Source organism: Agromyces mediolanus, assembly GCF_023715325.1.
Lineage (GTDB): Bacteria > Actinomycetota > Actinomycetes > Actinomycetales > Microbacteriaceae > Agromyces > Agromyces mediolanus_A.
Genome location: NZ_JAMBNX010000001.1, coordinates 782,737 through 808,956, shown reverse-complemented (window position 1 = coordinate 808,956; position 26,220 = coordinate 782,737). Strand labels below are relative to the sequence as shown.

Here is a 26,220-nt window from a genome sequence, read left to right as displayed (position 1 = left end):
CCCCACCCCCTTGAGCAGCGAAGGGGTCAGTTTCCGGCATCCATCTGCCCAATCGGCCCATCGGATGCCGGAAAGTGACCCCTTCGGTGGGGAGCTGGGCGCTGGGCGGGCGCGGTCGCCGACGCGAGTGCTCGGGCGATCGACGCGATCGCCTGCTCGAAGCGGGCGGGGTGGTGCGCCGCGTAGTGCACGACGAGGCCGGGTGGCCCAGGCCGGTGCCGCTGGGCGCTGAGCGGCTGCACGAGCACGCCGAGCTCGCGGGCCGCGGCGGCCACCTCGACATCGTCGGCACCGTCGGGGAGCTCGAGCAGGAGGTGCAGGCCCGCGGCCACGCCGTGCACGCGCACGCCGGGCAGGTGCGTCAGCACCGAGGCCACGGCAGCGTCCCGACGTTGCCGGTGCCGCGCACGCATCACCCGGAGATGGCGCTCCAGCGCCCCCGAGTCCAGCAGCCGAGCGAGCGCGAGCTGCGGCAGCGCGGGCGAGCCGAGATCGGTCGCCCAGCGCCGCTCCACGATCCGCTCGACGAGTCGTGGCGGCGGCACCAGCCAGCCGAGCCGCAGGGCGGGCGCGAGTGTCTTCGACAAGCTCGACGTGTAGGCGACGAGCTCGGGCGCGAGCGGCTGCAGCGCACGGACCGGCCGCCGGTCGTAGCGGAACTCCGCATCGTAGTCGTCCTCGATGATCAGCCGGCGCTCCCCCGCCCTCGCCCAGGCGAGCAGCTCCCGTCGCCGCTCGGGGGCGAGCACGACGCCGCTCGGGTACTGGTGCGCCGGGGTCACCAGGACGACATCCGCGCTCGACCTCCGGAGCTTCTCGACCACGAGGCCGTCCGCGTCGACGCGCACGGGCTCGACCCGCGGCATCCAGTACTCGAGGATCAGGCGGTTGCCGGTCGCACCCGGATCCTCGAGCGCCACCGACTCGTGCCCCTCGCCGAGGAGCGCGTCCGCCAGCAGCGCGAGCGCCCCGGTGACGCCGGAGGTGACGACGATGCCGTCCGGGTCGGCGACGACGCCCCGAGAACGGGCGAGCCAGGCGGCGAGCGCCTCGCGGAGCGCCGGAGCCCCGGCCGGGTGCTGATAGCCGAGAGTCCGGCGGGATGCCTCGGCGAGCACCTCGTGCTCCGCGCGCAGCCACGCCGCCCGGGGGAACGCCGAGAGCTCGGGCAGCCCCGCGGCGAGGTCGATCGGCTCCGATTCGGCGGCTCGGGGAGATCTCGCCGGCCGCGCTCCCCCGGTAGCGCGCGGGTCCGCGGCCCGCTCGCTGAGCGTGCTCGCGGCGGCGACCACGGTGCCGACTCCGACCCGCGGCACCACGAGCGCCTCCTCCGCGAGTCGCCGGTACGCCTCGGCGACGGTGTTCCTGGCGAAGCCGAGCTCGTCGGCGAGCACGCGGCTCGCCGGCAATCTGGCGCCCGTCGGCAGTGCGCCGCGCGCGATCGCGGCGCGCAGCTCACCGGCGAGCCAGTCTGCGCGGCGCCCGCGCGCCACCGTCGTCGAGTCCAGCAGGAGGAATCCGTCGCCCGGCATTGGCTCAATCTATCCATCGATGATCGCCCCTGTCGATGGTCCACTCGACCGGGCAGGCTCGCTCGCATGACCACGACGTCTCCGACTCCCCCTGCTCCCGCCCGCAGTTCAGCCCGCGGCTGGCGGGCGCTCTGGCCCGGACTCTCCGCCATGGCGCTCCTCGGCAGCAGCGTCGCCGTCATCGACGCGACCCGCGCGCTGCCGGTGTTCGCCCTGCAGTCCGCGCGCTATGCCGTCGCGGTGGTCGCGATCGTCGTGTTCGCGCGGCTCTTCGGCGTGCCGCTCGTGCTGCCACGGCTTCGCGATCTCGGCTGGGTGCTCGGCGGCGCCGCGACCGGGCTCATCGGCTTCAATCTCGCGACGATCGTGGGCACCGCCCACGCCGAGCCGGCGTTCCTCGGCGCCGCCGTCGGCTGCATCCCGCTCGTGCTGGCCCTCGCCGCCCCGCTCACCGCCGCGCGCCGCCCCGCTCCGCGGCTCGTCGTCGGCGCGGTCATCGTGAGCGCCGGGGCGATCGCTGTGACCGGTTGGGGCCGAGCCGACCCGCTCGGCGTGCTGATGGGACTCGCGCTCATCGCCTGCGAGGCGGGCCTCACCCTGTTCGGGGCCCGGGCGCTCCCGCGCATGGGCGCCTGGAGCTACTCCGCGGCGACGTGCGCCGTCGCTGCGCTCGTCTTCGGAGCGCTCTCCGTGGTGGCCGAACGGCCGGACCCCGCGGTGCTCGTGTCGCCGGCCGCGCTCGGCGCGGTCGTCTATCTCGGGGCGATCGCCACCGCGCTCGCGTTCGTGCTCTGGTTCACCGGGGTCGGCCGGATGGGCGCCGACGCCGCAGGTTTGTGCGCCGGCACGGCCGCCCCGACGGCGGCGCTCGTCGCGGCGTCACTGGGCGCTGCGCTCCCCTCGCTCGGCGCCTGGCTCGGGATGGCCGCGATCGCCCTCGGCCTCGTCATCGGCTTCGCGCCGTCCGTGTCCGCGCGCCGGCAGCGGCGCAGGACGGCGAGCCCGCAGCCCGAGCGCGGCACGGTTCCGCGCCGTCGCTAGGTGCACCACCCGTTCCCGCTTGACTTCCCTTTCAAATCCAATATTATTTGAAACAACGGAGCTGGAACGGCCGGTCGACAGGCATTTCCACCCCGGGTCGCACTCGCGGCCGCGTTCGGCGCCGACCGCGCCGAACGGATGAACCCCGTCGACGCAGCGTCGCCCGGCCGAGGTCGGCTGCGCGCCCGCGTCCCATCCCCTGAGGAGCACTCTCATGAGCTACCCCTACCTCGACCGCTTCAACGGCGTGTTCGGCGGCAAGGCCCCCGTCATCGGCATGGTGCACATGTACGCCCTGCCCGGCGCCCCCGCCTTCTCCGGCAACCTGAACGACGTCATCGACCGCGCGGTGCAGGACGCCACGACCCTCGCCGAGGGCGGCGTGGACGCGCTCCTCGTCGAGAACTTCCACGACTACCCGTTCTACCCGGTCACCATCGAGCCCGAGACGGTCGCCGCGGCGGCCGTCGTCGCCCGCGAGGTGCGCCGTCAGACCGAGCTGCCCATCGGCATCAACATCCTCCGCAACTCGTGGAAGGCGTCGCTCGGCATCGCCGCGGCCGTCGACGCGCAGTTCATCCGGCTGAACATCCTCACCGACGCCTCGGTCACCGACCAGGGCATCATCAACAGCGAGGCGCACCTCGTCGCCCGCTACAAGAAGCACATCGGCGGCGAGCACATCCTCACGCTGGCGGACCTCCTGACGAAGCACGCCCGCCCGCTCGTCGAGCGCCCGGTGCCCGTCATCGCCGCCGACATGCTGCACCGCGGCGGCGCCGACGCGATCATCCTCGCCGGCGACGACACGAGCATGCCGCCGAGCCTCGACCGCCTCCGCCAGGTCAAGGACGCCATCCCCGACGCGCCGATCATCCTCGGCTCGGGCATGACGGCGAAGCACGCCGCCACCTACGCCGAGGTCGCCGACGGCGCCGTGTTCGGCTACGGATCGAAGCCGAACGCCGACATGGACCTCCCGGCGAGCGGCGAGATGACGCGCGAGTTCGTGCAGCTCTGGCGCTCGGGTCAGGCCCAGAAGGCGGCCTGAGCCCCGTCGCTCCCGTCTGCACCACCTCGGGGCCCGCGCCAGCACGGCGCGGGCCCCGAGCCGTGCGCGGGCGACGCGATAGGTTCGAGCAGGCACGACCGACCACCCCAGAGGAGCCCGAGTGAGCGAAGAGCGCGTTCCGCCGTCGCGACGGCGATCCACCCGCGTGCCGTACGCCGACCGCGCCTACGACGAACTGCTGCTGCAGATGATCAGCGGCCGCCGGGAGCCGGGCGACCGGCTCAACATCGGCGCCCTCTCGCGCGAGATGGCGCTGTCGGCGACCCCGATCCGCGAGGCGCTCGCCCGGCTCGAGCCGACCGGCTTCGTGCTGCGTCACCCGCTCCGCGGTTACGAGGTCGCGCCGCTCCTCTCCCCCACCGAGATCGTGCAGCTCATGGACGCCAGACTGCTCTTCGAGCCGAGCTTCGCGGGCGAGGCGACGGCGAAGGCGACCCCCGAGTTCCTGGCTCAGCTGCTCGCGAGCATCGAGACGATGGAGCGGGCGGGCGAGAACGCCGACCCCGAGACCCTGAAGGCGAGCTGGGTGGCCGACGAATCGTTCCACACCCTGATCAGCGCGCAGACCGGCAACCCCTTCACCCACCGAGCCTTCGCCGCGCTCGGCAGCCAGCTGCAGCGCTTCCGACTGAGCGGCCGGGCCGGCCGCACGCACGCGCTCGAGGCGGCCGCCGAACACCGCGGGATCTACGACGCGATCGAGCGCGGCGACCGGGTCGGCGCCGTGCAGCTCATGCGCGCCCACATCGAGGAGGCGCGCCGCCGCACCCTCACCGACGAGCGCGCGGCGAGCGCGGAGGCCGCGGAGCACTGAGCGCACGTCGCCGGGACACGGCCGCGCCGCCGACCCCCGCCTGACGCGGGGACCGACGGCGCGGCCGATCCGGATGCCTAGTCGGCCTGCTTGCCCTTGAAGACGCCGTTCTTGCGCTTCGCGACGAGGTAGAGCACGACGCTGATCGCGCAGAGCGTGGCGACGTAGAACGGGAAGACGTTCCCGAGGCCGATGCTCTGCAGGTAGACGAACAGGTACGAGGCCGTCCCGCCGAAGAGGGCGACGCCGATGCCGTAGCCGAGGCCGACGGCGGTGCCGCGGAACTGCTGCGGGATCATCAGGTTCGCGACGGTGCTGAAGATCGTGAGGTTCAGCAGCAGCACGAGCGATCCGCCGAGGAGCACGCCGGCGAGCGCGCCGACGCCGTTCCCCGTGTAGAGCAGCACGAGGAAGATCGTCGGGATCGCGAGGAGCCGGCCGAGCACGAACCAGCGGGAGAGGTCCCACTTGTCGAGCACACGGCTGAGCACGAAGGCGCCGACGGTGAGGATGACGCCGAGCGAGGTCGAGACCGCGAAGACGCCCGTCGGGTCCTCGCCGTAGGTGCCCGTCGCGATCGAGGGCAGGCCGGAGAGCCAGGTGTAGTTGTACGCCTGGATGGCACCGACGATGAAGACGACGGCGAGGATGCTGAGCCAGTACTTGCGCACGCCCTTCCAGACGTCGCCGGTCTGCTGACGGGCGGTCATCCGGCTGCCGTCGGCGACGCTCGACGCGGCGGGCAGCGTCTCGGGCAGCGTGCGGCGGAGCCAGAGCACGATGAAGCCGAGCAGGCCGCCGAGGATGAACGGCACCCGCCAGCCGTAGTCGGCCATTCCCTCCGGCCCGATCAGCGAGCTCGTGACGAAGGCGGTGAGTGGGGCGAGCATGTTGCCGAGGTTGTTGAACGTCGCCATGAAGCCCGCGACGTAGCCCGGGCGGTCGGGCACGAGCTCGACGCCGTAGGCCGCACCCAGCGAGCCCTCGATGCCCGTCGAGAAGCCCTGCATGATGCGGCAGAACAGCACGATCACGCCGGCCCAGATGCCGAGCGTCTCGTGCGTGGGCAGGACGCCGATGACGAGGCTCGCCGCCGCGGTGACCGCCACGGCCCCCACCATGACGGGCTTGCGGCCGAGGCGGTCGGCCACGAGGCCGAAGACGACGCCGCCGATGGGACGCACCACGAAGCCGACCGCGAACACCGCGAGCGAGTTCAGGGTCGCGGCGACCGCGTTCTCACCCGGGAAGAACGCCTGTCCGATGTACACGGACAGGAGCCCGAACATCGCCCAGTCGTACCACTCGAGCGCGTGGCCGGCGCTCAGGGCGAACAACTGCTTGGCGTGCCCGGGCTTCCGGACGGCGGAGGCCTCGGCGCGCGAGGCGGGCGCTGGGTCTTGGAGTTTCGACATCGGGGGGAGCTCCTTCGCTCGATGCCACCTTCGCAGAAGCGGGGTGAGGTTGTCGGTAATAAAATAGTATAGCGGGCGCTATAGGATTTGCGCGAGGGTCGCCCGCGGAATCCTCGGATGCCTCGCGCCGGAGATCAGCGCCAAGGCAGCGGGCGGCGGAGCGTCTCCCCGATGAGCTCCAGCACGCCGTCGAAGTCCATATCGAAGATGACCCGGTGGATCGGTCGGGTCTCCCCCTTCACCGGATGCACCCCGGCGAGGAACCGCTCCCCCGTCTCCTGGTCCTGGAACGTCTGCAGCGGGCGCTGCACGGCCCCCGCCACCAGGTCCGGCCGCAACAGCGTCGCCACCGCGAGACTGTCGTTGATGCCCATCACCCGCGCCGAGTCCGGCCGGCCGTACGACCGCGAGTAGAAGCCCGCGTAGTCGTGGCTGATCGCCGTGATGAGTTCAGCCGGCGGCGACTTCGTCTCGGCGGCGAGTTCGAGGAAGAAGTTCTCGGGAACGAGTGCCTGCCGGGTCACGTACGGGCCGCACCAGGTGACATCCCCCTCGTGACTCGCGACGATCTCGGCCGCGTCGATGTCGAAGGACACGTTGGGGTCGCGCGAGACGCGGAAGCGGCGGTCGGCCCACGGCTCCGTGTCGTGGTAGAGCGCCGGGCCCAGCGTGCCGACGATGGTCGTGCTGCGCAGCCGCTCGAGCAGCCGCGAATCCTGCTGCAGCGCCTTCGCGAGGTTCGTCTGCGGGCCGAGCGCGAGGTAGTCGATCTCGCCCTCGTGCTGGGCGACGAGGTCGAGCAGGATCGGGATGCCGTTCGGCTCGGCGGGCACGCTCGTCAGGGGTCGCAGGCCGGTGTTGCCGAAGCCGTCGTCGCCGTGCACGCCGGAGGAGAGCTTCAGCTCCTGCTTCAGCGGCACGTCGGAGCCTCGGTACACGGGCACGTCCTGGCGCCCGCAGGTGTCGAGCACGTAGCGCGCGTTGTCCGCCGCACGGTCGCCGTGGCAGTTGCCGAAGACGCTCAGCACCGCGAGGATCTCGACCTCCGGGTCCGCTGCGAGCAGCATCAGCGCGAGAGCGTCGTCCACACCGGTGTCGGTGTCCACCACTACTTTCCTCATGATCCGTTCCTTCTGTTCTCTCGTGCTCGTCGGCCCGAGGGGCCGTGATCGGGTGCCGGCTCGTGGCCGGCGCGGTTCAGGGGGCGCTCAGCCCGACGGCTTCGAACGCGGCGAGGGCCCGCTCCCCCGCCAGGGTCGCGGCGAAGTCGCGGGCAGCGGCCGGGGCGTCGGCGCTCGCACCGATCGCGAAGCGCGCGTACGACTGCAGCTCGTGCGGGATGGGCTCGACGAGGTGCGGGCCGTGCACGGAGCGCAGCTCGCTCACCTGCTGGATGGCGAGTTCCGCCCGCCCGTCCACGACGGCCTCCGCGGTGAGCCCGGCCGGGAAGCGCACGGCGCGCTCGTCGAGGCGCTCGAGCAGCCCGCGCGCACGCAGCACCCCGCTGAAGTGCAGTCCGCTCGCCCCGGAGAGCGAGTAGGCGACCGCACGGGAATCGAGCAGCCGGTCGAGGAACACCTCGGCCGAGGCATCCGCCAGCGACGGCGTCTCGGGCAGGCGTGCGACGCCGATCGCCGACACGGCGAGCTCGACGACCGTGTCCGCGGCGAGGACGCCCTGCGCGGCGAGGTCGTGGACGGAACCGGCGACGCCGAGGACGAGGTCGGGACGCTCGCCTGCGGCGATGCGCTCGAGCAGCACCGTGGTGGGCTCGAACGTCGCCTCGATACGCTCCCCGGTCTCGGCCTCGAACGCGGGGATGAGCGTGTCGACGAGCGGCTGCCGCACGACGAGGCCGCTGTAGAGGGTGATCATGCGGCGGGGGTCCTTCCGTCGGCGGGTCGAGGGGCGAGGGCGGCGACGCGCTCCGGAGTGAGCGGAGCGGCGCGGTGCCCGGCGGTGAGGAAGAAGAGCTGCGCGGTGTGCTCCAGCTCTTCGAGGGCGTCGAGCGCGCCGTCGAGGTCGGTGCCGGCGACGACCGGCCCGTGGTTGCGCAGCAGCAGCGCGTGGCTCGCCGCGGCCGCCTCCTCGACGGCGGCGGTGCCCGAGGCATCCCCCGGCGCGAGGTACGGCAGCAGGCGCAGCGCGCCGACCCGCATCGCGAAGTAGGCGGTGAGCGGCGGCAGCGGCGCCTCGGGGTCGAGCCCGTCGAGGCACGAGAGCGCGGCGGTGTACGGCGAGTGGGTGTGCACGACGGCGTTCAGCTCGGGCCGGGTGCGGAGCACGGCGAGGTGAAGGAACGCCTCCTTCGTCGGGCGGGGCCCGTCGAGGCGCCGGCCGTCGGCGTCGAGCACCGAGAGCGCCCCCGCCTCGACCTCGCCGAGGCTCACCCCGGTCGGGGTGAGCAGGATGTGCTCGCCGTCGCGCACGGCCAGGTTGCCGGTGCGCCCGTGGCTGAGCCCGCGCCGGTGGATGGCGTGGGCGACCCGCTCGACCGCGCGGGCCGCGGCGCCGGCGCCGCTCATGAGTCCGCCCCGACGCCGGCGACGTCGACGAACAGCTCTGGCCCGCCGAAGTTCCCCGACTTCAGCACGAGGTGGAGGTCTCGGCGCGGATCGTGGATCCACGGCGCGCCGAGCGCGGCCTCCGCACCGACGACCGCCGTGCCCATGCCGAGGGCACGGACGACCTCGCCCGAGGTCTCGCCGCCCGCGATGACGAGCCGCTGCACGCCGCGCTCCGCGAGCCCGTCGGCGACGATCCCGGCGGTGCGCTCATAGAGCTCGCCCGCCTCGGGGAACTCGGCGTCGCGCTCGGCGGCGGGGCTCGAGGAGTAGATCAGCGCCGAGGGGCCGTCCGACTGCGCGTCCCACCAGGCGAGCGCGTCGGCGGCGAGCTGTTCGGCGGTGTCGCCGCGTTCGGCGCGCAGCCGATAGCTCGGTGCGCCCGTCGCCTGGAAGCGGTCGATCTGTTCGAGCGTGCGACGGGAGCAGCTGCCGGCGAGGATCGCGGTGCGCCCCGCCGGGGCGGCATCCGCGGCCCGGCCGGTCGACGGTCGCCGCCGGGCGAGCGCGCCGACGAGGCCGGCCGAGCCCGCGACGAGCGCTGCGCCGTCGACGGCCTCGGCGATCACGTCGAGGTCGGCCTCGACGGCCGCGTCGGCCACGAGGTGGGCGACGCCGGATGCCTCGGCCGCCGCAACGGCCTCGCGCACCGCCGCGGCGCCCGCTCGGACGACGTCGAGCGGCAGCAGGCCGACCTCGCCCGCGACCTGCGGGGCGAGCAGTCGCGGCACCGAGGAGTCCCGCATCGGCGTCACCGGGTGCTCGCGCATGTGCGTCTCGTCGAGCAGCTGGTCGCCGACGAACAGCCGACCCCGGTAGACCGTGCGGCCGTGGAGCGGCGCGGCCGGCGTCGTCACGACGAGTTCCGCCCCGAGCTCGGCCGCGAGTGCGTCGGTGACGGGCCCGATGTTGCCCTCGGGCGTCGAGTCGAAGGTGGAGCAGTACTTGAAGTACGTGAGCTCGGCGCCGGCCGCGCGGAGGGCGGCGAGGGCGGCGAGACTCTGCGCGACCGCATCGGCGACCGGGATCGAACGGGTCTTCAGACCGATCGCGATCGCCTCGGCATCGACCGGGCCCTCCCCGAGCTCGGGGGTGAGCGCCAGCAGGGTGCGCAGGCCGGCGCGACTGAGCGCCGCCGCGACATCCGTCGCTCCGGTGACGTCGTCGGCGATGACGCCGATCATCGGCCCTGCCCCGCGATCTCCGCGGCGAGCCGGCTCGCCGCGGTCCGCGGCGCGTCCAGCACGGGGACGCCGAAGCGCTCGGCGAGCGCCGCGGCCGCCGGCGCGAGCGAGAACTGGGCGAGCACGATCGCGTCGTAGCCCGGCTCGGCCGCGTCGATCGCGGCGGCGAGCGCCTCGATGAGTTCGCCCTCGGGCAGCGGCTTCGCGGCGGCGGGCACGACCACGGTCTCGAGCGTCGTCGCGACGCCCGCGTCCGACAGCACGGCGCCGAGCCGCGCCGAGCTGTCGGACGCGGCGGAGTCGAGCGAGGCGACGAGGAGCACGCGCGCGGCGCCCAGGCCGACCACCTCGGCGAAGAGCGGGCCGTCCGCGGCGAGCACGGCGATCCCGTCGACCGCCGGGTCGCGACGCTCGGCGCGCACCCCGTACTGCGAGCAGGTGAGCAGCACGCCGTCCGCGCCGCCCTCGATCGCGAGCTCGATCAGCTGGTCCATCCGCGCGGCGAGCGGGGCGGTGATGCCGCCCTCACCCTGCGCGTCGGCGAGCAGTCGGTCGTCGAGCAGGTTCCAGACGGTGCCCTCCGGGAACTGCGCGGCGATGGCCGCGGCGGCGGGCCCGATGGCGAGCGGCGTCGCGCTGATGAGCGCGATCCTGGGGTCGGTCATCAGCGGATCCTCTCCGTCCAGGCGAGCCCTTCGACGGTGCCGGCGACCGGCCCGTACTCGAGCCCGATCCACCCGTCGTAGTCGCTCCCGGCGATGTGCGCCAGCACGCGCTCGTAGGCGATCTCCCCGGTACCGGGCTCGCCACGGCCGGGGTTGTCGGCGATCTGCACGTGGCCGATGCGCGGCACGAGTCGCTCGAAGCGCTCGATCACGTTCCCGCCGTCGACCTGCGCGTGGTAGACGTCGAAGAGCACGCCGACGGTCTCCGGGTCCACCGCCTCGGCGACGGCGGCGGCGGACTCCATCGTGGCGAGGCCGTAGCGCGGCTGGTCGCGCTTGTTGATCGCCTCGAGCACGAGCCGGATCCCGGTGTCGCGGGCGTGCTCGGCCGCCCAGCCGATGTGCGCCACATACCCGGCGAACGCGAGCTGCGGGTCGACGCCCTCCGGACGGAGGCCGGCCATCACGTGCACGACGGGCGCACCGATGACGGTCGCGTACTCGAGGGCCTGCAGCACACCCGCGCGGAACTCCTCCCCCGCGCCCGGCACGAAGCCGGCACCCATGACGGTCGCCGAACCCGCGGGGCCGGCCGGGGTGTTGATGAGCGCCTGCTGGAGACCGGCCGCGCCCAGCAGCTCGCGGATGCGCTCCGCCGGGAGCTCGTACGGCGAGGCGTACTCGACCGCGGTGAAGCCCGCCGCGGCGGCCGCGTCGAAGCGGGCTTCGAAGGGCAGCTCGGTGAACATCCACTTGAGGTTCGCGGCGAGGCGCAGGGGCCCCGAGGCCGTCTCGACGATCACGCGGGAACCCCCTCGTAGCCGGGGTTCACGACGAAGCGCGGGGCACCGGCCTTGCCGAGCACGTCGATGACATTGGCTGCGGCCATCCGCCCCGACTCGCCGCGCGCCTCGCGGGTCGCCCCCGCGACGTGGGTGGTCGCGAGGATGCCGGGGGTGCGCAGCAGCTGACTGTCGGCGGGCAACGGCTCGGTGGCGAACACGTCGAGCGCTGCTCCGCCGATGATCCCGTCCCGCACGGCGTCGACGAGGGCGTCCTCGTCGACGATGCCGCCGCGGGCGGTGTTCACGAGCACTGCGTCGCGCTTCATGGTGCGGAGCCGTGCGGCGTCGATGAGGTTCCGGGTGGAGTCGTCGAGGAAGAGGTGCAGGGTGACGAAGTCGGCCTCGGCCAGCACCTCGTCGAGCGAGGCTCGGCGGATGCCGTTCGCGGCGGCGAACGCCTCGTCGAAGTACGGGTCGTAGGCGACGACCGACATGCCGAAGCCCGCGGCGATGGTCGCGACGGCCTTGCCGATCGAGCCGAGGCCGAGGATGCCGAGGGTGGCGCCGGCGAGCTCGCGCCCGGTGAGCTGCTGCCAGCTTCCCGCCGCGAGATTCTGGATGTTCTCGGGCACCCGGCGGGCGACGGCGAGCATGAGGGCGAAGACGTGCTCGGCGACGGCCTGGCGATTCGCCCCGGCGGTGATGCAGACGGGGATGCCTCGGGCGGTGGCCGCGTCGAGGTCGACGCTGTCGTAGCCGACGCCGGTGCGCACGATGAGCTCGAGGTGCTCGGCCGCGGCGAGGTGCTCGGCGGTGAGCGGGAGCGTGCCGGCGATCACGGCGCGGACCCCGGCGAGCAGCTCGGCCCGCTCGGCCGGGTCGAGTGCGGCGAGGTCCGGGACGTGCCGGGTGGAGAGCCCGGCCGCGCCGAGCATCAGGTCGACCTCGTCGCCGGGGTGGAGGAACGCGGTCGTGATGAGGACGTCGGCGGTGGCGGTCACCAGATCCCTCCCTCGTAGTCGGCGGCGGTGAAGGCCCCGCCGTGGAAGGCGGGCACGGGCTTCTGGCGGTCGACAGCGTCGGCGTGCTCGGCCGCGTCGTCCTTCGGCTGGTAGCCGATGGCGGCCCAGCCGGCGTCGGCGTTCCACCAGCGCTCCGAGTTCGCCGAGGTGCCGTAGACGACCTGGCAGCCGACGGGCCCGTTCTCGATCGCGCAGCGCACGAGCTCGACGCCGTCCGGCCAGCTCAGCCAGAGCGCGAGCTGACGGGTGTCCTCGGGCGCGGGGCGGAAGGTGCCGATGCGCAGGAGCACCGATTCGACGCCCCACTTGTCGTGGTAGAGGCTCGCGAGCGCCTCGCCGAAGGCCTTCGAGACGCCGTAGTAGGTGTCGGGCCGGAGAACGGCCGACTCGTCGAGCAGCTCCGTAGCGGGGTGGAAGCCGACGATGTGGTTCGAGCTCGCGTAGACGACGCGGCGGACGCCGGCCCGGCGGGCGGCCTCGTAGACGTGGTAGGTGCCGTCGATGTTCGCGGCACGGATCGCCTCGTACGGCCCTTCGTCGGCGACGCCGCCGAGGTGCACGATCACGTCGACGCCCTGTGCGGCCGCGGTGAGCCGGTCGAGCTCGGCGAGGTCGCCGATGACGACCTCCTCGCCGGGGAACAGCTCGCCTTCCGGCGCCCGGCGGGCGAAGAGCACCACCCGGTCGTAGCGGCCTGCGAGGCCCTCCCGGATCACCTGGCCCATGCGGCCGGTGCCTCCGGTGTAGAGCACTGTCGTCATCGTCGTCCTTTCGTTCGCAGCGGCGTCAGCCGATGCTCCGGTCCTGCTCGCCTTCGGCATCCGCGAAGTAGCCGATCTCGGCGCGCTGCGGTCGTACGCGGTGCACGGCCCCGTCGGCGAGCGCGAGCCCGACGTCGTGGCCGGGCACGAGCACGCCCGCGGTGACGCCGACGAGCGAGCGCAGCCGGTCGATCGTGGCGGTGCTCGCCTCGTCGTCCATGCTCGAGTCGGCCCGGAGGGTGGTGAGCTCGTGAAGGTTCTTCACTGCGTCGCCCGCGAAGACCAGGCGGTCGTCGGTGCGCTCGGCGAAGAAGGCGAGGTGGTGGGGCGTGTGGCCGGGGCTCGCCAGGGCGTGGATGCCGGGGAGCACCTCTTGCCCGGCGTGCATCCGCTCGACGCCCTCCCGACGGCGGAGCAGTTCCTGCACGTGCAGGTCGGGGATGAACTTCGTGCCCGCGGGCTGCTCGGCGGCCCAGGCGAGTTCGTCCTCACCCACCCACGTGGTCGCGTTCGGGAACATGGTGAAGTTCGCGACGTGATCCCAGTGCAGATGGGTGATGAGCACGTCGGTGACGTCGGCTGCGGTGAGCCCGAGCCGATCGAGCCCGTCGTGGATGAGCGGGAGGTATGCGGGCTGGCCCGCGTCGATCAGCACCCGGCGCTCCCCGTCGTCGAGGAGCCAGAGGCTGCTCCAGCCGAACGCCCCGTGTGAGGCGGACTTGCCGGGGAAGCCCTCGACGAGCGGTGTGGCCGTGTACCCGCTCCTCGTGCGGGCACCGTCCTCCGACTCGGTGCGCTCCATCGCCGCCTCCTCAAAAATAGTATGGACTATAGTATTGCACAATCCGGGGCACTACAGCGCCGACCACCGGGACGCTCAGTCCCCGAGCAGTCGCTCCGTCGCACCGATCACGTGCGCGCGCATCGCCTCGGCCGCCGCAGCCCCATCGCCCGCCGCGATCGCCTCGAAGATCGCGGTGTGCTCGGGCGCCGCCCGCCGTGCGCCGGTGCGGCCGAACTTCGAGAACAGCCGGAAGCGCTGGATCTGTCCCCCGAGCGCGCCGTACGCCATCTCGAGGAAGCGGTTGCCCGCCTGCGCGGCGATGCACATGTGGAAGCGGTCGTCCGAGCGCCAGTACAGGTCGAAGCCCTCGGTCTCGATGTCGGCGAGCTCAGCGGACTGGTGGAACTCGTCGACCGCCTCGCGCAGCTCCGCGATGAAGGCATCGGTCTTGCGCAGAGCCGCCTGCTCGGCGAGCTTCGGCTCGAGGAGCAGCCGCGCCTCCATGAGCTGCTGCACCTCGGTGCGGGTCATCATCGGCGCCACCCGGTAGCCGCGGAGCGCCTCGCGCTCGACGAGGCCGGTGTGCTCGAGCCGGGCGAGCGCCTCGCGCAGCGGGGTCTGGCTGACATCGAGCTCGCGCGAGAGCGCGCCGATGTTGAGGCTCTGGCCGGCGCCGCGCTCCCCCGACATGAACTGCTGCAGCAGGACGTCGTACATCTGATCGGCAATCGGCCTCTTCGTGGGTGTCCGCTCGATCATCCCCTCAGTGTAGAGCCCCGCCCCCGGTCCGGAGTGCGATCTCCGCCGGGGCGCGCCAGCTGCTGGACGGCCCGCCGCCGCCGCGCCGCCGCCCCCGCTCAGGCGCGCATCCCCCGCCAGATCAGCTCGATCGCGGCGCGCATCCGCGCCACCACCGCGGGCTCGTCGATCCGCTCGCCGCGCACCACGAGCTGGTAGTAGGCGACACCCGCGATGGCGTCGAACGCGGCGGCGACGTCGAGTTCGGCGCGCAGCTCGCCGCGCGCGACACCCGCGGCGAGCGCGCGCTCGAGGGGCACGCGGCGGCGGGCGACGTGGGAACTCCAGTAGGCCCGCTGCAGCGCCCGGTCGGCCATGACGAGACGGATGCGCTGGCGGAACCGCTCCTCCGGGTACCCGGGCGCCGACGGGGCGACCCCGTCGGCGCCGAGGCCGAGCCCGGTGAGCAGCAGCTCGCGGAGGTCGACGGACTCGCCCACCTCCGGCGGCACCTCGCGGCCGACGTCGAGCGCCGCGGCGATGAGGGTCGTGAGCGACGGCCAGCGCCGATAGAGCGCGGCCCGGCTCACCCCGCTCCGGTCGACGACGCGGCCCACGGTCACCTCTTCGCCCGCATCGATGATCGCGAGCGTCGCCGCGACGAGCTGCCCGTCGAGCTCCTCGTCGCGCGGCCGACCGGGGCCGCGACGGTGCGCAGCCCCGGTCGACGCGTCGAGCACGAGGCCGGTCGTCGTGCTCGTCACGCGGCGAGCGCCCGCGCGCGGAGCCGGCCCACCGTGTCCGCCGAGAGCCCGGCGCCCCGCAGTGGGGCAAGCGGATCGCCGTAGCGTCCGCGGAGGGTGCCGAGCAGGAGCCGCATCGAGACGTCCATCGGCCCATCGGGCAACGAAGCTCGCATGCGCTCCTCGTCGAAGCCCAGCCGGGCGAGCAACGGCCCCATGACGCCCTGCGTGCGGCGCATGATCGCCGGCATGTTCTCGCCGGTGCGCGCGTAGTCGGCCACGATGTCCTCGTCGGCGGCCCCGAGGGCGAGCAGCAGCATCGCGGCGACCACGCCCGTGCGGTCGCGGCCCGCCGCGCAGTGGAAGGCGGTGGCACCGGGCGCGTGGGCGATGACGTTCAGGGCCGTCACGAGCTGCGGCGCGGCGGTCTCGACCATCGCGACGTAGGACTCCCCCATCGACTCGTGCGTGAACGGCAGCTGCGTCTTCATCGAGTCGCCCACGTTCGCCATGAGCGCGAGGTGGTGGTACGCCACCGGGCGGGCGCCGAACGGACCGCGACCGCTGATCGCGACCTCGTCCGCCGAGCGCAGGTCGATGATCGCGGTGAGTCCGTCCGCGATGAGCCGGTCCGCGACCTCCTCGGTGACGAGGGCGAGGTCGTCGGTGCGGATCGCGAGCCCGGCGCGCAGCACTCCTCCTTCGATGGGGATGCCGCCGAGGTCGCGGAGGTTGACCGGGGCGCTCAGCGCGAGCGCGGGGCTGTCGATGATCGTCATGTGATTCTCCTTCTGATGAGGGCGCTGCCCTGGTCGATGGCCGTCACCAGCACGATGATGCAGATGATGATGGCGCTCAGGTGCCCGTAGTCGTACATGCGCATCGCCGTCGTGAGCTCGAGGCCGATGCCGCCCGCGCCGACGAGGCCGAGGATGGTCGCGCCGCGTACGTTCCCCTCGAAGAGCAGCAGGCTGTACGAAGTGAGCAGCGGCGCCGCCTGCGGCAGCACGCCGTACTGCACGACCTGGCGCTTGGACGCGCCGACGGCCTGCATGGCGACGACGGGGCCACGGTCGACCTGCTCCATCGCCTCGGCGAAGATCTTCCCGATCGAGCCGATGGAACCGAGCGTCATCGCGAGGATGCCGGCGAAGGGGCCGAGCCCGACCGCCGAGACGAACATGAGCGCGAAGACGAGGTCGGGCACCGAGCGGATGATGTTCATCACCCAGCGCGTCGGGTAGTACAGCCACTTCGGGGCGATGTTCGACGCGGCGCAGACCGCGACGAAGAGCGAGAGCACGGCGCCGAGCACCGTGCCGACGACGGCCATCTGGAACGTCTCGAGCAGCAGGGCGAGGATCGTGCCGAGCTTCGAGAAGTCCGGCGGGAACAGCCGGGAGAGGAACTCCCCCATGTTCACCGCGCCCTCGCCGAGCTTCACGAAGTTGAACTGGGCGCCGTTGAACGACCAGATCAGGAGGAGCGCGGCGATCGGCAGCCCGATCAGGAAGCGGGTGCGCGGCATCCGGAAGGCGCGCTCCAGGCGCTGCCGCTCCGCGGCGGCGAGCACCGGGTCCGCGAGCGGCGACGCGGCGGGAGCGGCGCCACGGGTGGTCCGGTCGCGTGGCTCAGTGCTCGTCATCGCGGGCCTCCTCGTCCTCGTACAGCGGCGCGAGCGCCGAGGCATCCAGCTGCGCCGTCCGACCGGAGACGAGGATCTCGCCGCGGCGGAGGCCGACGATGCGGTCGCTGTGCGCGAGCGCGAGCGGCAGTACGTGGAGGCTCACGAGCACGGGGATGCCGTCTTCGCTCGCGATCTCGCGGAGCAGCTCCAGCACCGAGTCGGCGAGCTTCGGGTCGAGCGAGGCGACGGGCTCGTCGGCGAGGATCACCTTCGGCCGCTGCATGAGCGCCCGAGCGATGGCGACCCGCTGCTGCTGCCCGCCCGAGAGCGAGCGCGCGGGCTCCAGGGCCTTGTGCGCGATGCCGACGCGGTCGAGCAGTTCGAGCGCGCGGCGGCGGTCGGCGCTCGAGAAGCCGCCGACGAGGTTGATCGCCCCGGCGCCGTGCAGCGCGCCGGCAAGCACGTTCGTCAGCACGCTGAGACGCGGGATGAGGTTGAACTGCTGGAACACCTGCCCGACCTCGCTGCGGAGCGTCCGCAGCTGTCCACGGCGGAGGTTCGTCACGTCGTGCCCGGCGACTCGCACCGCCCCGCCCGTGATCGGCGCGAATCCGGTGAGGCTCCGCATGAGCGTGGACTTGCCGGAGCCGGACGCCCCGAGCAGCGCCACCATCTCCCCCGGGAAGAGTTCGAGGTCGACGCCAGCGAGCACCCGTTGCGTGTCGTAGGCGACCTCCAGGCCGCGCACGGTGACGAGCGGCAACGCCTGGCGCAGCTCCGCCGTCGTCACGCGCGGCTCGACCGGCTGCGGCTCCGTCACGAGCGTCACTTGAGGTCCTTGAGCTCGACGCCCGCGACGGCCGCGATCTCGGCGAAGCCGGCGAACTCCTCAGCCTTCGGGTCGACGGTCTGCGGGGCGGCCGCGAAGGAGCCGTACGCGCCGAGCCGCTCGGCGTTCGCGGGCGAGAAGACCTCGGCGATGCCGTCCTGGATCACCTTGCGGGTCTCGGCGTCGAGCGACTGGCGGCCGAGCACCGCCCCGGCGATCGGCATGGCCGGGCTCTCGCCGACGGCGCGCCATTCGCCGTCCTCGAAGGGGAACATGGGCTTGCCGAGCTGGGTGAGCATGACCGCGGTGCAGGCGGCGTCGACCTGACCCTGCGCGAGCGCGGCGAAGCTGCCCTCGTGGCCGCCGGCGAAGATCGCCTCGTAGTCGGCGTCCCGCTCGAGGCCCGCCTCGTGCAGCATGTACACCGGCATGAAGTAGCCGGAGCTCGACGCCTGGTCGGCGAAGGCGACCGTCTTGCCGGCGAGGTCCTCGACCTCCTGGATCGGCGAGTCGTCGAGCACGACGCAGGTGGATACCGGCGCCTCGTCGCCCTGGAACGCGACGAGCGCATCGACCTCGCCGGTGTTCACGGCGAGCGCCGAGGGGAAGCCGCTCATGATGCCGATGTCGACGTGATCGGCCCGGATCGCCTCGACGACGCTCAGGTAGTCGGGCACGTCGGTGATCTCGACATCGCGGCCCGTCGCCTCCTCGAGGAGCTCGGCGAACACCTCGACCGGGTTCTCGGCCGTGGGGTCCTCGCCGACGGGGATCGTCGCGATCGTGATGGGGGCGTTCGGGTCGGCGGCGGCCGCCTCACCGGACGTGCTCTGGCAGCCGGTGAGGGCGAGGGCGGCGACGCCGAGGACGCCGACGGCGGGCAGGGTGAAGCGGCGCATGATGACCTTTCGGAAGGGGGATGCCTCGGCATTCCGAGACCATCGGTATTCCAACTCCGGAAGGTGTCCGGCAATTGCGAGACCGGCGGACTCCGAATCGAACGGATCGTGAACGGCCGGTGACGCCGCTCGGGTAGCGTGCAGGCATGCGAGCCAGTAACACCCTGCTGCCCGACGGACGCACGATCCGCAGCTACGCGACCGGACCGGCGGATGCCTCCGCCGCGATCGTGTGGCATCCGGGCACGCCGCACACCGGCCGGCCGCCCGCTCCGCTCGTCGCGCACGCGGAACGGCTGGGGCTGCGGCTCGTCTCGATCGCCCGGCCGGGCTTCGGCGGCTCCACCCCGCACCCCGGACGCACCGTGGCGAGCGCCGCGCACGACGCACTCACCGTGCTCGACGCAGCCGGGGTATCCCGGGCGATCGCGGTCGGCTACTCGGGCGGCGGTCCGCACGCCCTCGCACTCGCGGCCCTCGCGCCGGAGCTCGTCGGCGCGGTCGTCGCGGTCGCGAGCCCGGCACCGTTCGAGGGCGACACGGGCCTGAACGGTGCTGGATGGTTCGCCGGCATGCGTGCGCCCGGCGGGCTGCGAGCTGCGCGCGAGGGCCGGGCCGCGCGCCTCGGCTACGCCGAGCACGAGGTGTTCGACCCGGAGCAGTTCCTGCCGGTGGACTGGGCTGCGCTCGAGGGCGAGTGGGGCGCGGTCGGCGAGGACGCCCAGGCCGCGGACGCGTTCGAACCGGATGGCGCCGTCGACGACGACGTCGCCTTCGTCACCGATTGGGGCGTCGCACTCGCCGAGGTGACGCCGCCGGTGCTGCTCGTGCACGGCACCGCCGACCGAGTCATCCCCTTCGCCCATGCCGATCGGACCGCCGCCGCACTCCCCCGCCCCGAGCTGCTCGCCCGCGAGGGCGACGGCCACGTCGCCGTGCTCGCGGGCCTCGCCCCCGCCCTCGACCGGGCGCGCCTGCTGCTCGGCTGAGCCCCACCCCGACTTGCCTGACTTTCATGAAAGTCGGGCAAGTCGGGGTGGGTGGCGACGGCCGCAAGGCTTGCCGTCACGTGAGCGGAGGAGCGAGCGGGCCCGACTGGCTCCCCGGCCCGGGGTCCGCTACGGTCGAACGAGGCTGCGCCGGACTTCCACGGGAGTCCGGCCTCGTCATGGCGGAGCCAGGAACCTCGTTTCCGGCATCCCGATTCCCGCCGTCTCGCCAGCCCCGGTGCGTCAGCGATCCCCCGGATCGCGCCGCGCGTTGCGCGCGCCACGCACCGCCCCGACCACCGACGAAAGGGACCGCGTGCTCGTAGCTGCACGAACGTTCTTCCCGCCCTGCGGGACCCGCCTCGGCACCACCGGGCGGCACCACGAACACGCCGCAGCGACCCGCATCCCTCCCGACTGACCGTTTCTCGTCCCTGCCTCCCGCGTCCCGCACCGACGCGGGACGCCCTGACGAAAGCGAGTCGACATGGAACAGCTCCAACAGCTGTCCGGACCCATCGTGGTCACCCTCATGCTGCTGTTCTTCGGCGGCAGCCTCTACATGTCCATCCGGATCAGCCGAAAGCGCGAGAACGCCGACGGCTACATGACCGGCGGCGGCAAGATCGGCTACGGCATCTCGGCCGCGTCGATGACCGCCACCTGGATCTGGGCGTCGTCGATGTACGCCTCGGCGACCTCGGGGTTCACCTACGGCATCTCCGGGCCCATCCACTACGGGCTCTGGGGCGCGCTGATGATCCTCCTGATCTACCCCTTCGGGCGGCGGATCCGGCAGGTCGCGCCGCGGGCACACACCATCGCCGAGGTCATGTTCGCCCGGCACGGGCGGTCGAGCCAGCTCATGCTCGCCGGATCCAACGTGCTCGGCAGCGTGATCAGCCTCACCTCGAACCTGATCGCGGGCGGCGCGCTCATCGACATGCTGTCGCCGTTCACCTTCACGCAGGGCATCATCGCGATCGCCGCCGGCGTGCTGCTGTACACCCTGTGGTCGGGATTCCGCGCTTCGGTGCTCACCGACTTCGCGCAGGTCGTGGCGATGCTCGGCGCGGTGGTGATCATCATCCCGGTGGTGTTCTTCGCCGCCGGCGGGCCGTCGCTCTTCGAGACCGGCGCGCACAACCTGACGCCCCAGCAGCAGGACTTCTTCTCCTCCGACGCGTTCTTCAACCAGGGTGCGCCGTACATCGCGGCCGTGCTGGCCTACGCGATCGGCAACCAGACGATCGCGCAGCGCCTCTTCGCCGTGCGCGAGGACCTGATCAAGAAGACCTTCGTCACCGCGACGGTCGGCTACGGGGCGACGATCATCGGCGTCGGCATGCTCGGCGTGCTCGCGCTGTATGCCGGCATCCAGCCGCTGAACGACGACGTGAACAACCTGATCCCGCAGCTCGCGGCGAACTACCTGCCGCCCGTGCTGCTCTGCGTGTTCTTCGTGATGATCATCGGCTCGCTGTCGTCGACGGCGGATGCCGACCTGACCGCCCTGGCCTCGATCATGATGGCCGACATCTACGGGCAGAACATCGCCGGCAAGAGGCGGGCGAACCCGCAGACGATGATCTGGGTCGGCCGCATCACGATGATCGTCGCGACCGCCGCCGGGCTGTTCTTCGCGAGTTCGCAGTTCAACATCCTCGACCTGCTGGTGTTCGTGGGCGCGCTCTGGGGTGCCCTCGTGTTCCCGGTGATCTCGAGCTTCTACTGGAACCGGGTGACGAACCTCGCCTTCAGCGCCGCGGTGATCGCCGGACTCGCGTGCTTCCTGCCGGTGCGCTTCGAGTGGATCGACCTCTCCGGCGGGATCGGCATCGCGAGCGACGTGCTCGCGACGATCGGCATCGGCGTGGTGCTCGGGCTCATGGCGTTCGGCTTCTTCGGCCGCCGGGTGGCGCTCGTCGTCGGCACGGTCGCGACGCTCGCGGCGGCACCGTTCGCGATCGGCTTCCTGCACACCTACCCGGTGCTCTCGGGATCGCTCGTGGCCTACGCCGCGTCGACGATCGTCTGCGTCGCGCTCACGATGATGAACACCACCAGACGCTTTGACTTCGCCCTGATCAAGGAGCGTACGGGCGACTTCGACACCCGGGACGGCGGTGCGGACGGGACGGATGCCTCGGCCGGCGCCGGCATCGCCGGTTCGTCCGGCCCTGCCGGGGTGGATGACCGGCTCGAATTCGCGAACGACGGAAAGGACCGCGCATGACCGCCCTGCTCACCCTGTACGTGCTGATCTGGCCCGTGATCGTGCTCGGCGTGCTCGCCGTCATCGTGCGCGCCTTCGTGAAGGAGTGGCGCCAGGCGAAGCGGGAGGGGCGCAGCATCATCTAGTCGCCCGGCGAGGGGTGGGCGCGGCATCCGGGTCGCGTCCGCCCCTCTCGCCCCCTCGCCGCCGACGCAGGCGGGGCGTATCGTGGCGCGCATGTGCCGGAACATTCGCGTGCTCCACAATTTCGAGCCGCCCACGACCGACGACGAGGTGCGCAAGGCCGCCTTGCAGTTCGTGCGCAAGGTGAGCGGCTCGACGCATCCCTCCCGGGCGAACGCCGAGGCGTTCGAGCTGGCGATCGAGGAGATCGCCGTCGCGACCCGGCGGCTGCTCGACGGACTCACCACGAACGCGCCGCCGAAGAACCGCGAGACCGAGGCGCTCAAGGGGCGCGAACGCCACGAGAAGCGCATGGAGCGCGAGGTTCGCGTCCGCACCGCGGTCGGATGATCCGTGCCGTCGTCGGCCGTGCTGAGTAGCATGCGCAGTATGGCCATCAGACTCGAGAACGTCGCCATCGCCGTGCGCGACCTCGACCAGACGATCGCGTTCTTCACCGACCTCGGGCTCAGCGTGATCGGCCGCGACACCGTCAGCGGCGAGTGGACCGACACCGCCGTCGGCCTCGACGGCAACCACGCGAAGATCGCGATGCTGCAGACGCCCGACGGGCACGGGCGGCTCGAGCTCTTCGAGTACCTGCACCCCGACGCGATCGAGACCGAGCCGACGCTGCCGAACGAGATCGGCATGCACCGCGTCGCGTTCTCGGTCGACGACCTCGACGCGGCACTCGAGGTCGCGGCGAAGCACGGCTGCTTCCCGCTGCGCGGTGTCGGCACCTACCAGGACATCTACCGACTCACCTATCTGCGCGGCCCGAGCGGCATCATCGTGATGCTCGCCGAGGAGCTGCAGAAGTGACGGGCGCGGAGCCCACTGGTGCCGACGTTCCGGCCGGCGCCCCGGCCGGGGCCGCGGCCTCAGGTGGCAAGGATGCCGCGCTGCCGCCGACCTCGCGGGCGCAGCGGCTCGTGCTGCTGATCGCGATCCTGGCGTCGTTCGTCTCGTTCCTCGACGGCACCGTCGTGAACGTCGCGCTGCCCGCCATCCAGCGGGAGCTCGGCGGCGGGCTCATCACCCAGCAGTGGGTCGTCGACGCCTACCTGATCACCCTCGGGGCCCTCATCCTCGTCGCGGGATCGCTGAGCGATGTGTTCGGTCGCATCGTGATCCTCCGGGTCGGCCTCATCGGCTTCGGCCTCACCTCGATCGCGATCGCCGCCGCTCCCGATCCCCTGTTCCTCGTCATCGCGCGCGGCCTGCAGGGCATCGCCGGGGCGCTGCTCGTGCCGAGCTCGCTCGCCCTCATCACCTCGAACTTCCGGGGGCCGGCGCAGGCCCGCGCCATCGGCATCTGGACGGCGTCGACGACCGCGGCCATGCTCGTCGGGCCCGTGATGGGCGGGCTGTTCGTCGACTACCTGTCGTGGCGCTTCGTGTTCCTCATCAACGTGGTGCCGATCGCGGTGACGCTGTGGCTTCTCGTCGTGCTGCGCCAGCGCGACGTACGCCAGCCCGGCGCCACGATCGATTGGGCCGGCGCCGTGCTCTGCACCGTCGGCCTGGGCGGCACCGTGTTCGCCCTCATCGAGCAGCAGAACCTCGGCTGGTCGAATCCCGCGATCTGGGGCACGCTCACGCTCGGCATCCTCGCGCTCATCGGCTTCGTCGTACGCCAGGCGACCGCGAAACAGCCGATGCTGCCGCTCTCGCTGTTCAAGGTGCGCAACTTCTGGTCGGGCAACATCGCGACCATCTTCATCTACGGGGCGCTCTCGCTGAACGGCCTCGTCGTCGCGCTGTACCTGCAGCAGGGCGCCGGGCTCTCGGCGACGCTCGCGGGGCTCGCGAGCCTGCCGACGACGATCATCATGATGGCGCTGAGCTCGCCGATCGGCACGCTCAGCGGCAAGTGGGGCCCGCGCCTGTTCATGACCGTCGGTCCCGCGATCATGGCCGTCGGCTATCTGCTGCTGCTCACCGTGACGCCCGAGTTCAACTACTGGACGCAGGTGCTGCCCTCGGTCGTGCTCACCGGCTTCGGCCTCGTCATCACGGTCGCGCCGCTGACCTCGGCGATCCTCGGCTCGATCGAGCCCGCCCGCTCCGGCATCGCCTCGGCCGTGAACAACGCCGTCGCGAGGATCGCGGGCCTCATCGGCGTCGCCCTCCTCGGCGTCGTCGTGGGCGGCGTGCTCGACCTCGAGGGCTTCCACCGCATCGCGATCTTCACCGCGGCACTGATGGCGGCCGGCGCGCTGGTGTCGCTCCTCGGCATCCGCAACTCGGCGGTGCTCGACCCGGAGGGGTGAGCCGAGCGGCCCCCGGCGGCCCGTGCGAGCCGCCCGCCGCAGGCGCAGCTCGAGCCTCTTCGTAGACTACGCACAGCTGACCGCGCTCGTCGCTGAGCTTCGACGCGGCCGGCATCGAAAACGTCGCGTCACTTTTCGACCGCGGGACACTCCTTCTGATCGTGGGGGTGCCGTGCGGTGCCGCCACGTCATCGGCGGATGAGCCGCGCGATGTTGATGTTCCTTTCCGGGGAGGAAATGTGCGAAGTCGTGGTGACGATTCGGAGTTGATCGCGGCAGTACGTGGCGGCGACCGAGCGGCGTTCCAGGCGCTCTGGGAACGCCACGTGGACGCGGCCTACCGATATGCACGGCACGCGCTGCCGGCCCAGGCAGACGATCTCGTCTCCGAGGCGTTCCTGGCGATCTTCCAGCAGCTGACGACCACGGAGGCCGGGCCGACGTTCGCGTTCCGCTCCTATCTGAAGACCGTGATCCGCAACACCGCGATCTCGTGGCGGAGGGACGGGGATCGAGTGCTCGTCTCAGACGAGATCGACCAGATCGACGACCGGGACGGACTCAGCCAAGTGGCGCGGGATGCCGACGCGGTGGAGGTGATCGCCACCTTCGAGGAGCTGCCGCAGCGGTGGCAGCGCGTGCTCTGGCTCACCGAGGTCGAAGATCTCGGGCGCCCGCAGCTCGCGAAAGAGCTGGGCATCAAGCCGAACGCCGTGTCAGCCCTGCAGCGACGAGCACGGGCGGGGATGCGGTTGAGCTGGCTGGAACGGCAGATCCCCGTGTCGCTCCGAGCCGATGTCGACCACGTCGCGCGCCTCCTCCCGCAGCACTTGACCGAGCCGAAGAACGCGTCGCTCGCCGCCGAGGTCGGAGTCCATCTGGCCGCGTGCCTGCGCTGCCGCGACGTCCTCTCGGCGATGCGAGGCTCGCTCGCGCGGGTGCGGGGTGGCGCCTTCTCGGCGGCGCTTCTCGGCGCGTTCGGCACCGGCGGCCCCGGGGTGGCGTGGCTGGCCGCTCCGCCTGCCGCTGCCGCCGGAACCGCGGTCGTCGCCTGGCTGCTCGCCGGCGGCGTGGCCGCGACTGTGGGCGGGATCGCCATCCCGTACTCCGTGGCCGATCAGTCGGTCGCCGGACCGCCCGCTCCCCCGGCGATCACCGCGACGCCTCGACCGACGCCGGTCGCGGCGACCGGCCCCGAAGCGGTGACCGCCCAGGAGCCGGAGGCCGCTGCGCCCCAGTCGCCACCCGAGTCTCCCGCGACCGGGCGTCAGGTCGGAGACCCGACGGTTCCGGTGCTTCCGCTCGTCATCGACCCGAGCGCGGAGGGGCCGACCTCGCCAGGACGCCCGCATCCGACCGACTCGGCCCCCTCGCCCGGCTCCGAGCCCACGCCGAACTCGACGCCGGGGGTGTCGACCCCGCTCGATTCGACCGGGTACCTCGCCCCCGTCCTCGCGGGGAAGGCCACCCCGGGCCAGCAGGTCGCCATCGAGCTCGTCGACGAACGGTACGCGCCGACGGTGGCGCCGGACGGCTCGTGGAACTTCAATCCGCGCGGCCTCGAGCTCCGCGCCGGGACGTATCCGTTCAAGGCCTGGGTCTACGACGCCGAGACCCAGTCCGCGGCGACCGCGGGCAGCTTCACGATCCTGCCCCCGGTGGTGGAGGGATTCGAGCAGATCCGCGGCACCGAGGACATGACGGTCGAGGAGGCGAGCACGACTGGCCTCGTCATCGCACTGACCGGTCCGGCGAACGGCACGGTCTACGTCTCCACGATCGAAGGCCATACGGCGTACATCCCCCTGGATGCGAACGGCTACACCCGACAGCGGCTCACGATGCAATCGCGCGGCTGGTACTACTTCACCTTCCGAGTCGTGGACGAGGAGGGCTACGTGGGGCCTGAGGCCGAGCGGGCGCTCGACGTCTACGATCCCCTCATCATTTTCGACCCCTGGGGGCCGAGCCCCGACGAGATGACCTTCACGGTGGAGCCGCAGTAAGCGCATTCTCCGATCGATCCGGCGTCACTTCTCGCCGATTCAATACTCCTTCTCTCTGGAATGGCGATTCAGGTCT

The 26,220-nt window shown here is 72.2% G+C and carries 27 protein-coding genes; 10 read left to right on the top strand and 17 right to left on the bottom strand.

Going from position 1 to position 26,220, the window contains the following annotated elements; translation table 11 throughout:
• Positions 1-26: 26 nt before the first annotated feature.
• A complete protein-coding gene (gene pdxR, locus M3147_RS03805) occupies positions 27-1,532 on the bottom strand; it encodes a MocR-like pyridoxine biosynthesis transcription factor PdxR (RefSeq protein WP_251202114.1) in 1,506 nt (501 codons plus the stop codon).
• Positions 1,533-1,598: 66 nt separating this feature from the next.
• On the opposite strand from pdxR, the gene M3147_RS03800 reads away from it, so the two are divergent.
• From M3147_RS03800 to M3147_RS19485, 3 genes are all read left to right on the top strand, one after another.
• Complete coding sequence (locus tag M3147_RS03800) at positions 1,599-2,573, top strand: DMT family transporter (RefSeq protein ID WP_251202113.1); 975 nt, start codon at positions 1,599-1,601, stop codon at positions 2,571-2,573.
• 214 nt (positions 2,574-2,787) lie between these two features.
• Positions 2,788-3,624 (top strand): BtpA/SgcQ family protein, encoded by an 837-nt coding sequence (locus M3147_RS03795; protein WP_251202112.1) that lies wholly within the window; start codon positions 2,788-2,790, stop codon positions 3,622-3,624.
• A gap of 121 nt (positions 3,625-3,745) precedes the next feature.
• A complete protein-coding gene (locus M3147_RS19485) occupies positions 3,746-4,459 on the top strand; it encodes a GntR family transcriptional regulator (protein WP_251202111.1) in 714 nt (237 codons plus the stop codon).
• A 77-nt stretch (positions 4,460-4,536) separates the two neighbouring features.
• On the opposite strand, the gene M3147_RS03785 is transcribed toward M3147_RS19485, so the two are convergent.
• The 16 genes from M3147_RS03785 to phnD form a co-directional block, all read right to left on the bottom strand.
• Positions 4,537-5,874, bottom strand: coding sequence for an MFS transporter (locus M3147_RS03785; protein WP_251202110.1), 1,338 nt, complete (start codon positions 5,872-5,874; stop codon positions 4,537-4,539).
• A gap of 134 nt (positions 5,875-6,008) precedes the next feature.
• Positions 6,009-6,995, bottom strand: a complete 987-nt coding sequence (locus M3147_RS03780) for a nucleoside hydrolase (RefSeq protein WP_251202109.1) — start codon at positions 6,993-6,995, stop codon at positions 6,009-6,011.
• A 76-nt stretch (positions 6,996-7,071) separates the two neighbouring features.
• A complete protein-coding gene (locus M3147_RS03775) occupies positions 7,072-7,749 on the bottom strand; it encodes a substrate-binding domain-containing protein (RefSeq protein WP_251202108.1) in 678 nt (225 codons plus the stop codon).
• The gene (locus tag M3147_RS03770; protein WP_251202107.1) at positions 7,746-8,399 is read right to left on the bottom strand and encodes a class II aldolase/adducin family protein; all 654 of its coding nucleotides are present in this window, start codon (positions 8,397-8,399) and stop codon (positions 7,746-7,748) included. The genes M3147_RS03775 and M3147_RS03770 overlap by 4 nt, the downstream gene beginning before the upstream one ends.
• Entirely contained in the window at positions 8,396-9,622 is a 1,227-nt protein-coding gene (otnK, locus tag M3147_RS03765; RefSeq protein WP_251202106.1) for a 3-oxo-tetronate kinase, read from the bottom strand. The genes M3147_RS03770 and otnK overlap by 4 nt, the downstream gene beginning before the upstream one ends.
• Positions 9,619-10,287: a hypothetical protein gene (locus M3147_RS03760; protein ID WP_251202105.1), complete on the bottom strand. Its 669-nt coding sequence runs from the start codon at positions 10,285-10,287 to the stop codon at positions 9,619-9,621. Before M3147_RS03760 ends, otnK begins: the two co-directional genes overlap by 4 nt.
• Positions 10,287-11,090 (bottom strand): hydroxypyruvate isomerase family protein, encoded by an 804-nt coding sequence (locus M3147_RS03755; protein ID WP_251202104.1) that lies wholly within the window; start codon positions 11,088-11,090, stop codon positions 10,287-10,289. Before M3147_RS03755 ends, M3147_RS03760 begins: the two co-directional genes overlap by 1 nt.
• Positions 11,087-12,073, bottom strand: a complete 987-nt coding sequence (locus tag M3147_RS03750) for a phosphoglycerate dehydrogenase (RefSeq protein WP_251202103.1) — start codon at positions 12,071-12,073, stop codon at positions 11,087-11,089. The genes M3147_RS03755 and M3147_RS03750 overlap by 4 nt, the downstream gene beginning before the upstream one ends.
• Complete coding sequence (locus M3147_RS03745; protein ID WP_251202102.1) at positions 12,070-12,855, bottom strand: NAD-dependent epimerase/dehydratase family protein; 786 nt, start codon at positions 12,853-12,855, stop codon at positions 12,070-12,072. Before M3147_RS03745 ends, M3147_RS03750 begins: the two co-directional genes overlap by 4 nt.
• Positions 12,856-12,880: 25 nt before the next feature.
• On the bottom strand, positions 12,881-13,657 hold the full coding sequence (locus M3147_RS03740) for an MBL fold metallo-hydrolase (protein WP_251202101.1): 777 nt from the start codon (positions 13,655-13,657) through the stop codon (positions 12,881-12,883).
• A gap of 75 nt (positions 13,658-13,732) precedes the next feature.
• Entirely contained in the window at positions 13,733-14,398 is a 666-nt protein-coding gene (locus tag M3147_RS03735; protein WP_251202100.1) for a GntR family transcriptional regulator, read from the bottom strand.
• 98 nt (positions 14,399-14,496) lie between these two features.
• Positions 14,497-15,141 carry a TetR/AcrR family transcriptional regulator C-terminal ligand-binding domain-containing protein gene (locus tag M3147_RS19480; RefSeq protein WP_251202099.1) on the bottom strand — a complete coding sequence of 215 codons (645 nt, stop codon included), beginning with the start codon at positions 15,139-15,141 and terminating at the stop codon, positions 14,497-14,499.
• The gene (locus M3147_RS03725) at positions 15,138-15,899 is read right to left on the bottom strand and encodes a tyrosine-protein phosphatase (RefSeq protein ID WP_251202098.1); all 762 of its coding nucleotides are present in this window, start codon (positions 15,897-15,899) and stop codon (positions 15,138-15,140) included. Before M3147_RS03725 ends, M3147_RS19480 begins: the two co-directional genes overlap by 4 nt.
• Entirely contained in the window at positions 15,896-16,765 is an 870-nt protein-coding gene (gene phnE / locus M3147_RS03720) for a phosphonate ABC transporter, permease protein PhnE (RefSeq protein WP_251202097.1), read from the bottom strand. Before phnE ends, M3147_RS03725 begins: the two co-directional genes overlap by 4 nt.
• Complete coding sequence (gene phnC / locus M3147_RS03715) at positions 16,752-17,576, bottom strand: phosphonate ABC transporter ATP-binding protein (RefSeq protein ID WP_251202096.1); 825 nt, start codon at positions 17,574-17,576, stop codon at positions 16,752-16,754. The genes phnE and phnC overlap by 14 nt, the downstream gene beginning before the upstream one ends.
• On the bottom strand, positions 17,573-18,475 hold the full coding sequence (phnD, locus tag M3147_RS03710) for a phosphate/phosphite/phosphonate ABC transporter substrate-binding protein (RefSeq protein WP_251202095.1): 903 nt from the start codon (positions 18,473-18,475) through the stop codon (positions 17,573-17,575). The genes phnC and phnD overlap by 4 nt, the downstream gene beginning before the upstream one ends.
• Positions 18,476-18,621: 146 nt before the next feature.
• On the opposite strand from phnD, the gene M3147_RS03705 reads away from it, so the two are divergent.
• The 7 genes from M3147_RS03705 to M3147_RS03675 all read left to right on the top strand — a co-directional run bounded on the left by M3147_RS03705 (position 18,622) and on the right by M3147_RS03675 (position 26,144).
• Positions 18,622-19,464, top strand: a complete 843-nt coding sequence (locus tag M3147_RS03705; RefSeq protein ID WP_251202094.1) for an alpha/beta fold hydrolase — start codon at positions 18,622-18,624, stop codon at positions 19,462-19,464.
• A 487-nt stretch (positions 19,465-19,951) separates the two neighbouring features.
• Complete coding sequence (locus M3147_RS03700) at positions 19,952-21,700, top strand: sodium:solute symporter family protein (RefSeq protein WP_251202093.1); 1,749 nt, start codon at positions 19,952-19,954, stop codon at positions 21,698-21,700.
• Positions 21,697-21,825 carry a putative transporter small subunit gene (locus M3147_RS03695; RefSeq protein ID WP_229781582.1) on the top strand — a complete coding sequence of 43 codons (129 nt, stop codon included), beginning with the start codon at positions 21,697-21,699 and terminating at the stop codon, positions 21,823-21,825. Before M3147_RS03700 ends, M3147_RS03695 begins: the two co-directional genes overlap by 4 nt.
• A gap of 91 nt (positions 21,826-21,916) precedes the next feature.
• Positions 21,917-22,213: a DUF2277 domain-containing protein gene (locus M3147_RS03690; protein ID WP_251202092.1), complete on the top strand. Its 297-nt coding sequence runs from the start codon at positions 21,917-21,919 to the stop codon at positions 22,211-22,213.
• 39 nt (positions 22,214-22,252) lie between these two features.
• Entirely contained in the window at positions 22,253-22,687 is a 435-nt protein-coding gene (locus M3147_RS03685) for a VOC family protein (RefSeq protein WP_251202091.1), read from the top strand.
• An 80-nt stretch (positions 22,688-22,767) separates the two neighbouring features.
• Positions 22,768-24,138, top strand: a complete 1,371-nt coding sequence (locus M3147_RS03680) for an MFS transporter (protein ID WP_251202155.1) — start codon at positions 22,768-22,770, stop codon at positions 24,136-24,138.
• A gap of 266 nt (positions 24,139-24,404) precedes the next feature.
• Positions 24,405-26,144, top strand: a complete 1,740-nt coding sequence (locus M3147_RS03675; protein ID WP_251202090.1) for an RNA polymerase sigma factor — start codon at positions 24,405-24,407, stop codon at positions 26,142-26,144.
• The last annotated feature ends 76 nt before the right edge of the window (positions 26,145-26,220 follow it).

Coding starts and splice junctions, on each gene's coding strand:
- pdxR (WP_251202114.1), bottom strand. CDS start 1,532: ATGCCGGGCGACGGATTCCTCCTGCTGGACTCGACGACGGTGGCGCGC.
- M3147_RS03770 (WP_251202107.1), bottom strand. CDS start 8,399: ATGAGCGGCGCCGGCGCCGCGGCCCGCGCGGTCGAGCGGGTCGCCCAC.
- M3147_RS03795 (WP_251202112.1), top strand. CDS start 2,788: ATGAGCTACCCCTACCTCGACCGCTTCAACGGCGTGTTCGGCGGCAAG.
- M3147_RS03705 (WP_251202094.1), top strand. CDS start 18,622: ATGCGAGCCAGTAACACCCTGCTGCCCGACGGACGCACGATCCGCAGC.
- M3147_RS03740 (WP_251202101.1), bottom strand. CDS start 13,657: ATGGAGCGCACCGAGTCGGAGGACGGTGCCCGCACGAGGAGCGGGTAC.
- M3147_RS03695 (WP_229781582.1), top strand. CDS start 21,697: ATGACCGCCCTGCTCACCCTGTACGTGCTGATCTGGCCCGTGATCGTG.
- M3147_RS03760 (WP_251202105.1), bottom strand. CDS start 10,287: ATGACCGACCCCAGGATCGCGCTCATCAGCGCGACGCCGCTCGCCATC.
- M3147_RS03785 (WP_251202110.1), bottom strand. CDS start 5,874: ATGTCGAAACTCCAAGACCCAGCGCCCGCCTCGCGCGCCGAGGCCTCC.
- M3147_RS03775 (WP_251202108.1), bottom strand. CDS start 7,749: ATGATCACCCTCTACAGCGGCCTCGTCGTGCGGCAGCCGCTCGTCGAC.
- M3147_RS03685 (WP_251202091.1), top strand. CDS start 22,253: ATGGCCATCAGACTCGAGAACGTCGCCATCGCCGTGCGCGACCTCGAC.
- M3147_RS03735 (WP_251202100.1), bottom strand. CDS start 14,398: ATGATCGAGCGGACACCCACGAAGAGGCCGATTGCCGATCAGATGTAC.
- M3147_RS03800 (WP_251202113.1), top strand. CDS start 1,599: ATGACCACGACGTCTCCGACTCCCCCTGCTCCCGCCCGCAGTTCAGCC.
- M3147_RS03690 (WP_251202092.1), top strand. CDS start 21,917: ATGTGCCGGAACATTCGCGTGCTCCACAATTTCGAGCCGCCCACGACC.
- phnD (WP_251202095.1), bottom strand. CDS start 18,475: ATGCGCCGCTTCACCCTGCCCGCCGTCGGCGTCCTCGGCGTCGCCGCC.
- M3147_RS03700 (WP_251202093.1), top strand. CDS start 19,952: ATGGAACAGCTCCAACAGCTGTCCGGACCCATCGTGGTCACCCTCATG.
- M3147_RS03780 (WP_251202109.1), bottom strand. CDS start 6,995: ATGAGGAAAGTAGTGGTGGACACCGACACCGGTGTGGACGACGCTCTC.
- otnK (WP_251202106.1), bottom strand. CDS start 9,622: ATGATCGGCGTCATCGCCGACGACGTCACCGGAGCGACGGATGTCGCG.
- phnE (WP_251202097.1), bottom strand. CDS start 16,765: ATGACGAGCACTGAGCCACGCGACCGGACCACCCGTGGCGCCGCTCCC.
- M3147_RS03745 (WP_251202102.1), bottom strand. CDS start 12,855: ATGACGACAGTGCTCTACACCGGAGGCACCGGCCGCATGGGCCAGGTG.
- M3147_RS03725 (WP_251202098.1), bottom strand. CDS start 15,899: ATGACGATCATCGACAGCCCCGCGCTCGCGCTGAGCGCCCCGGTCAAC.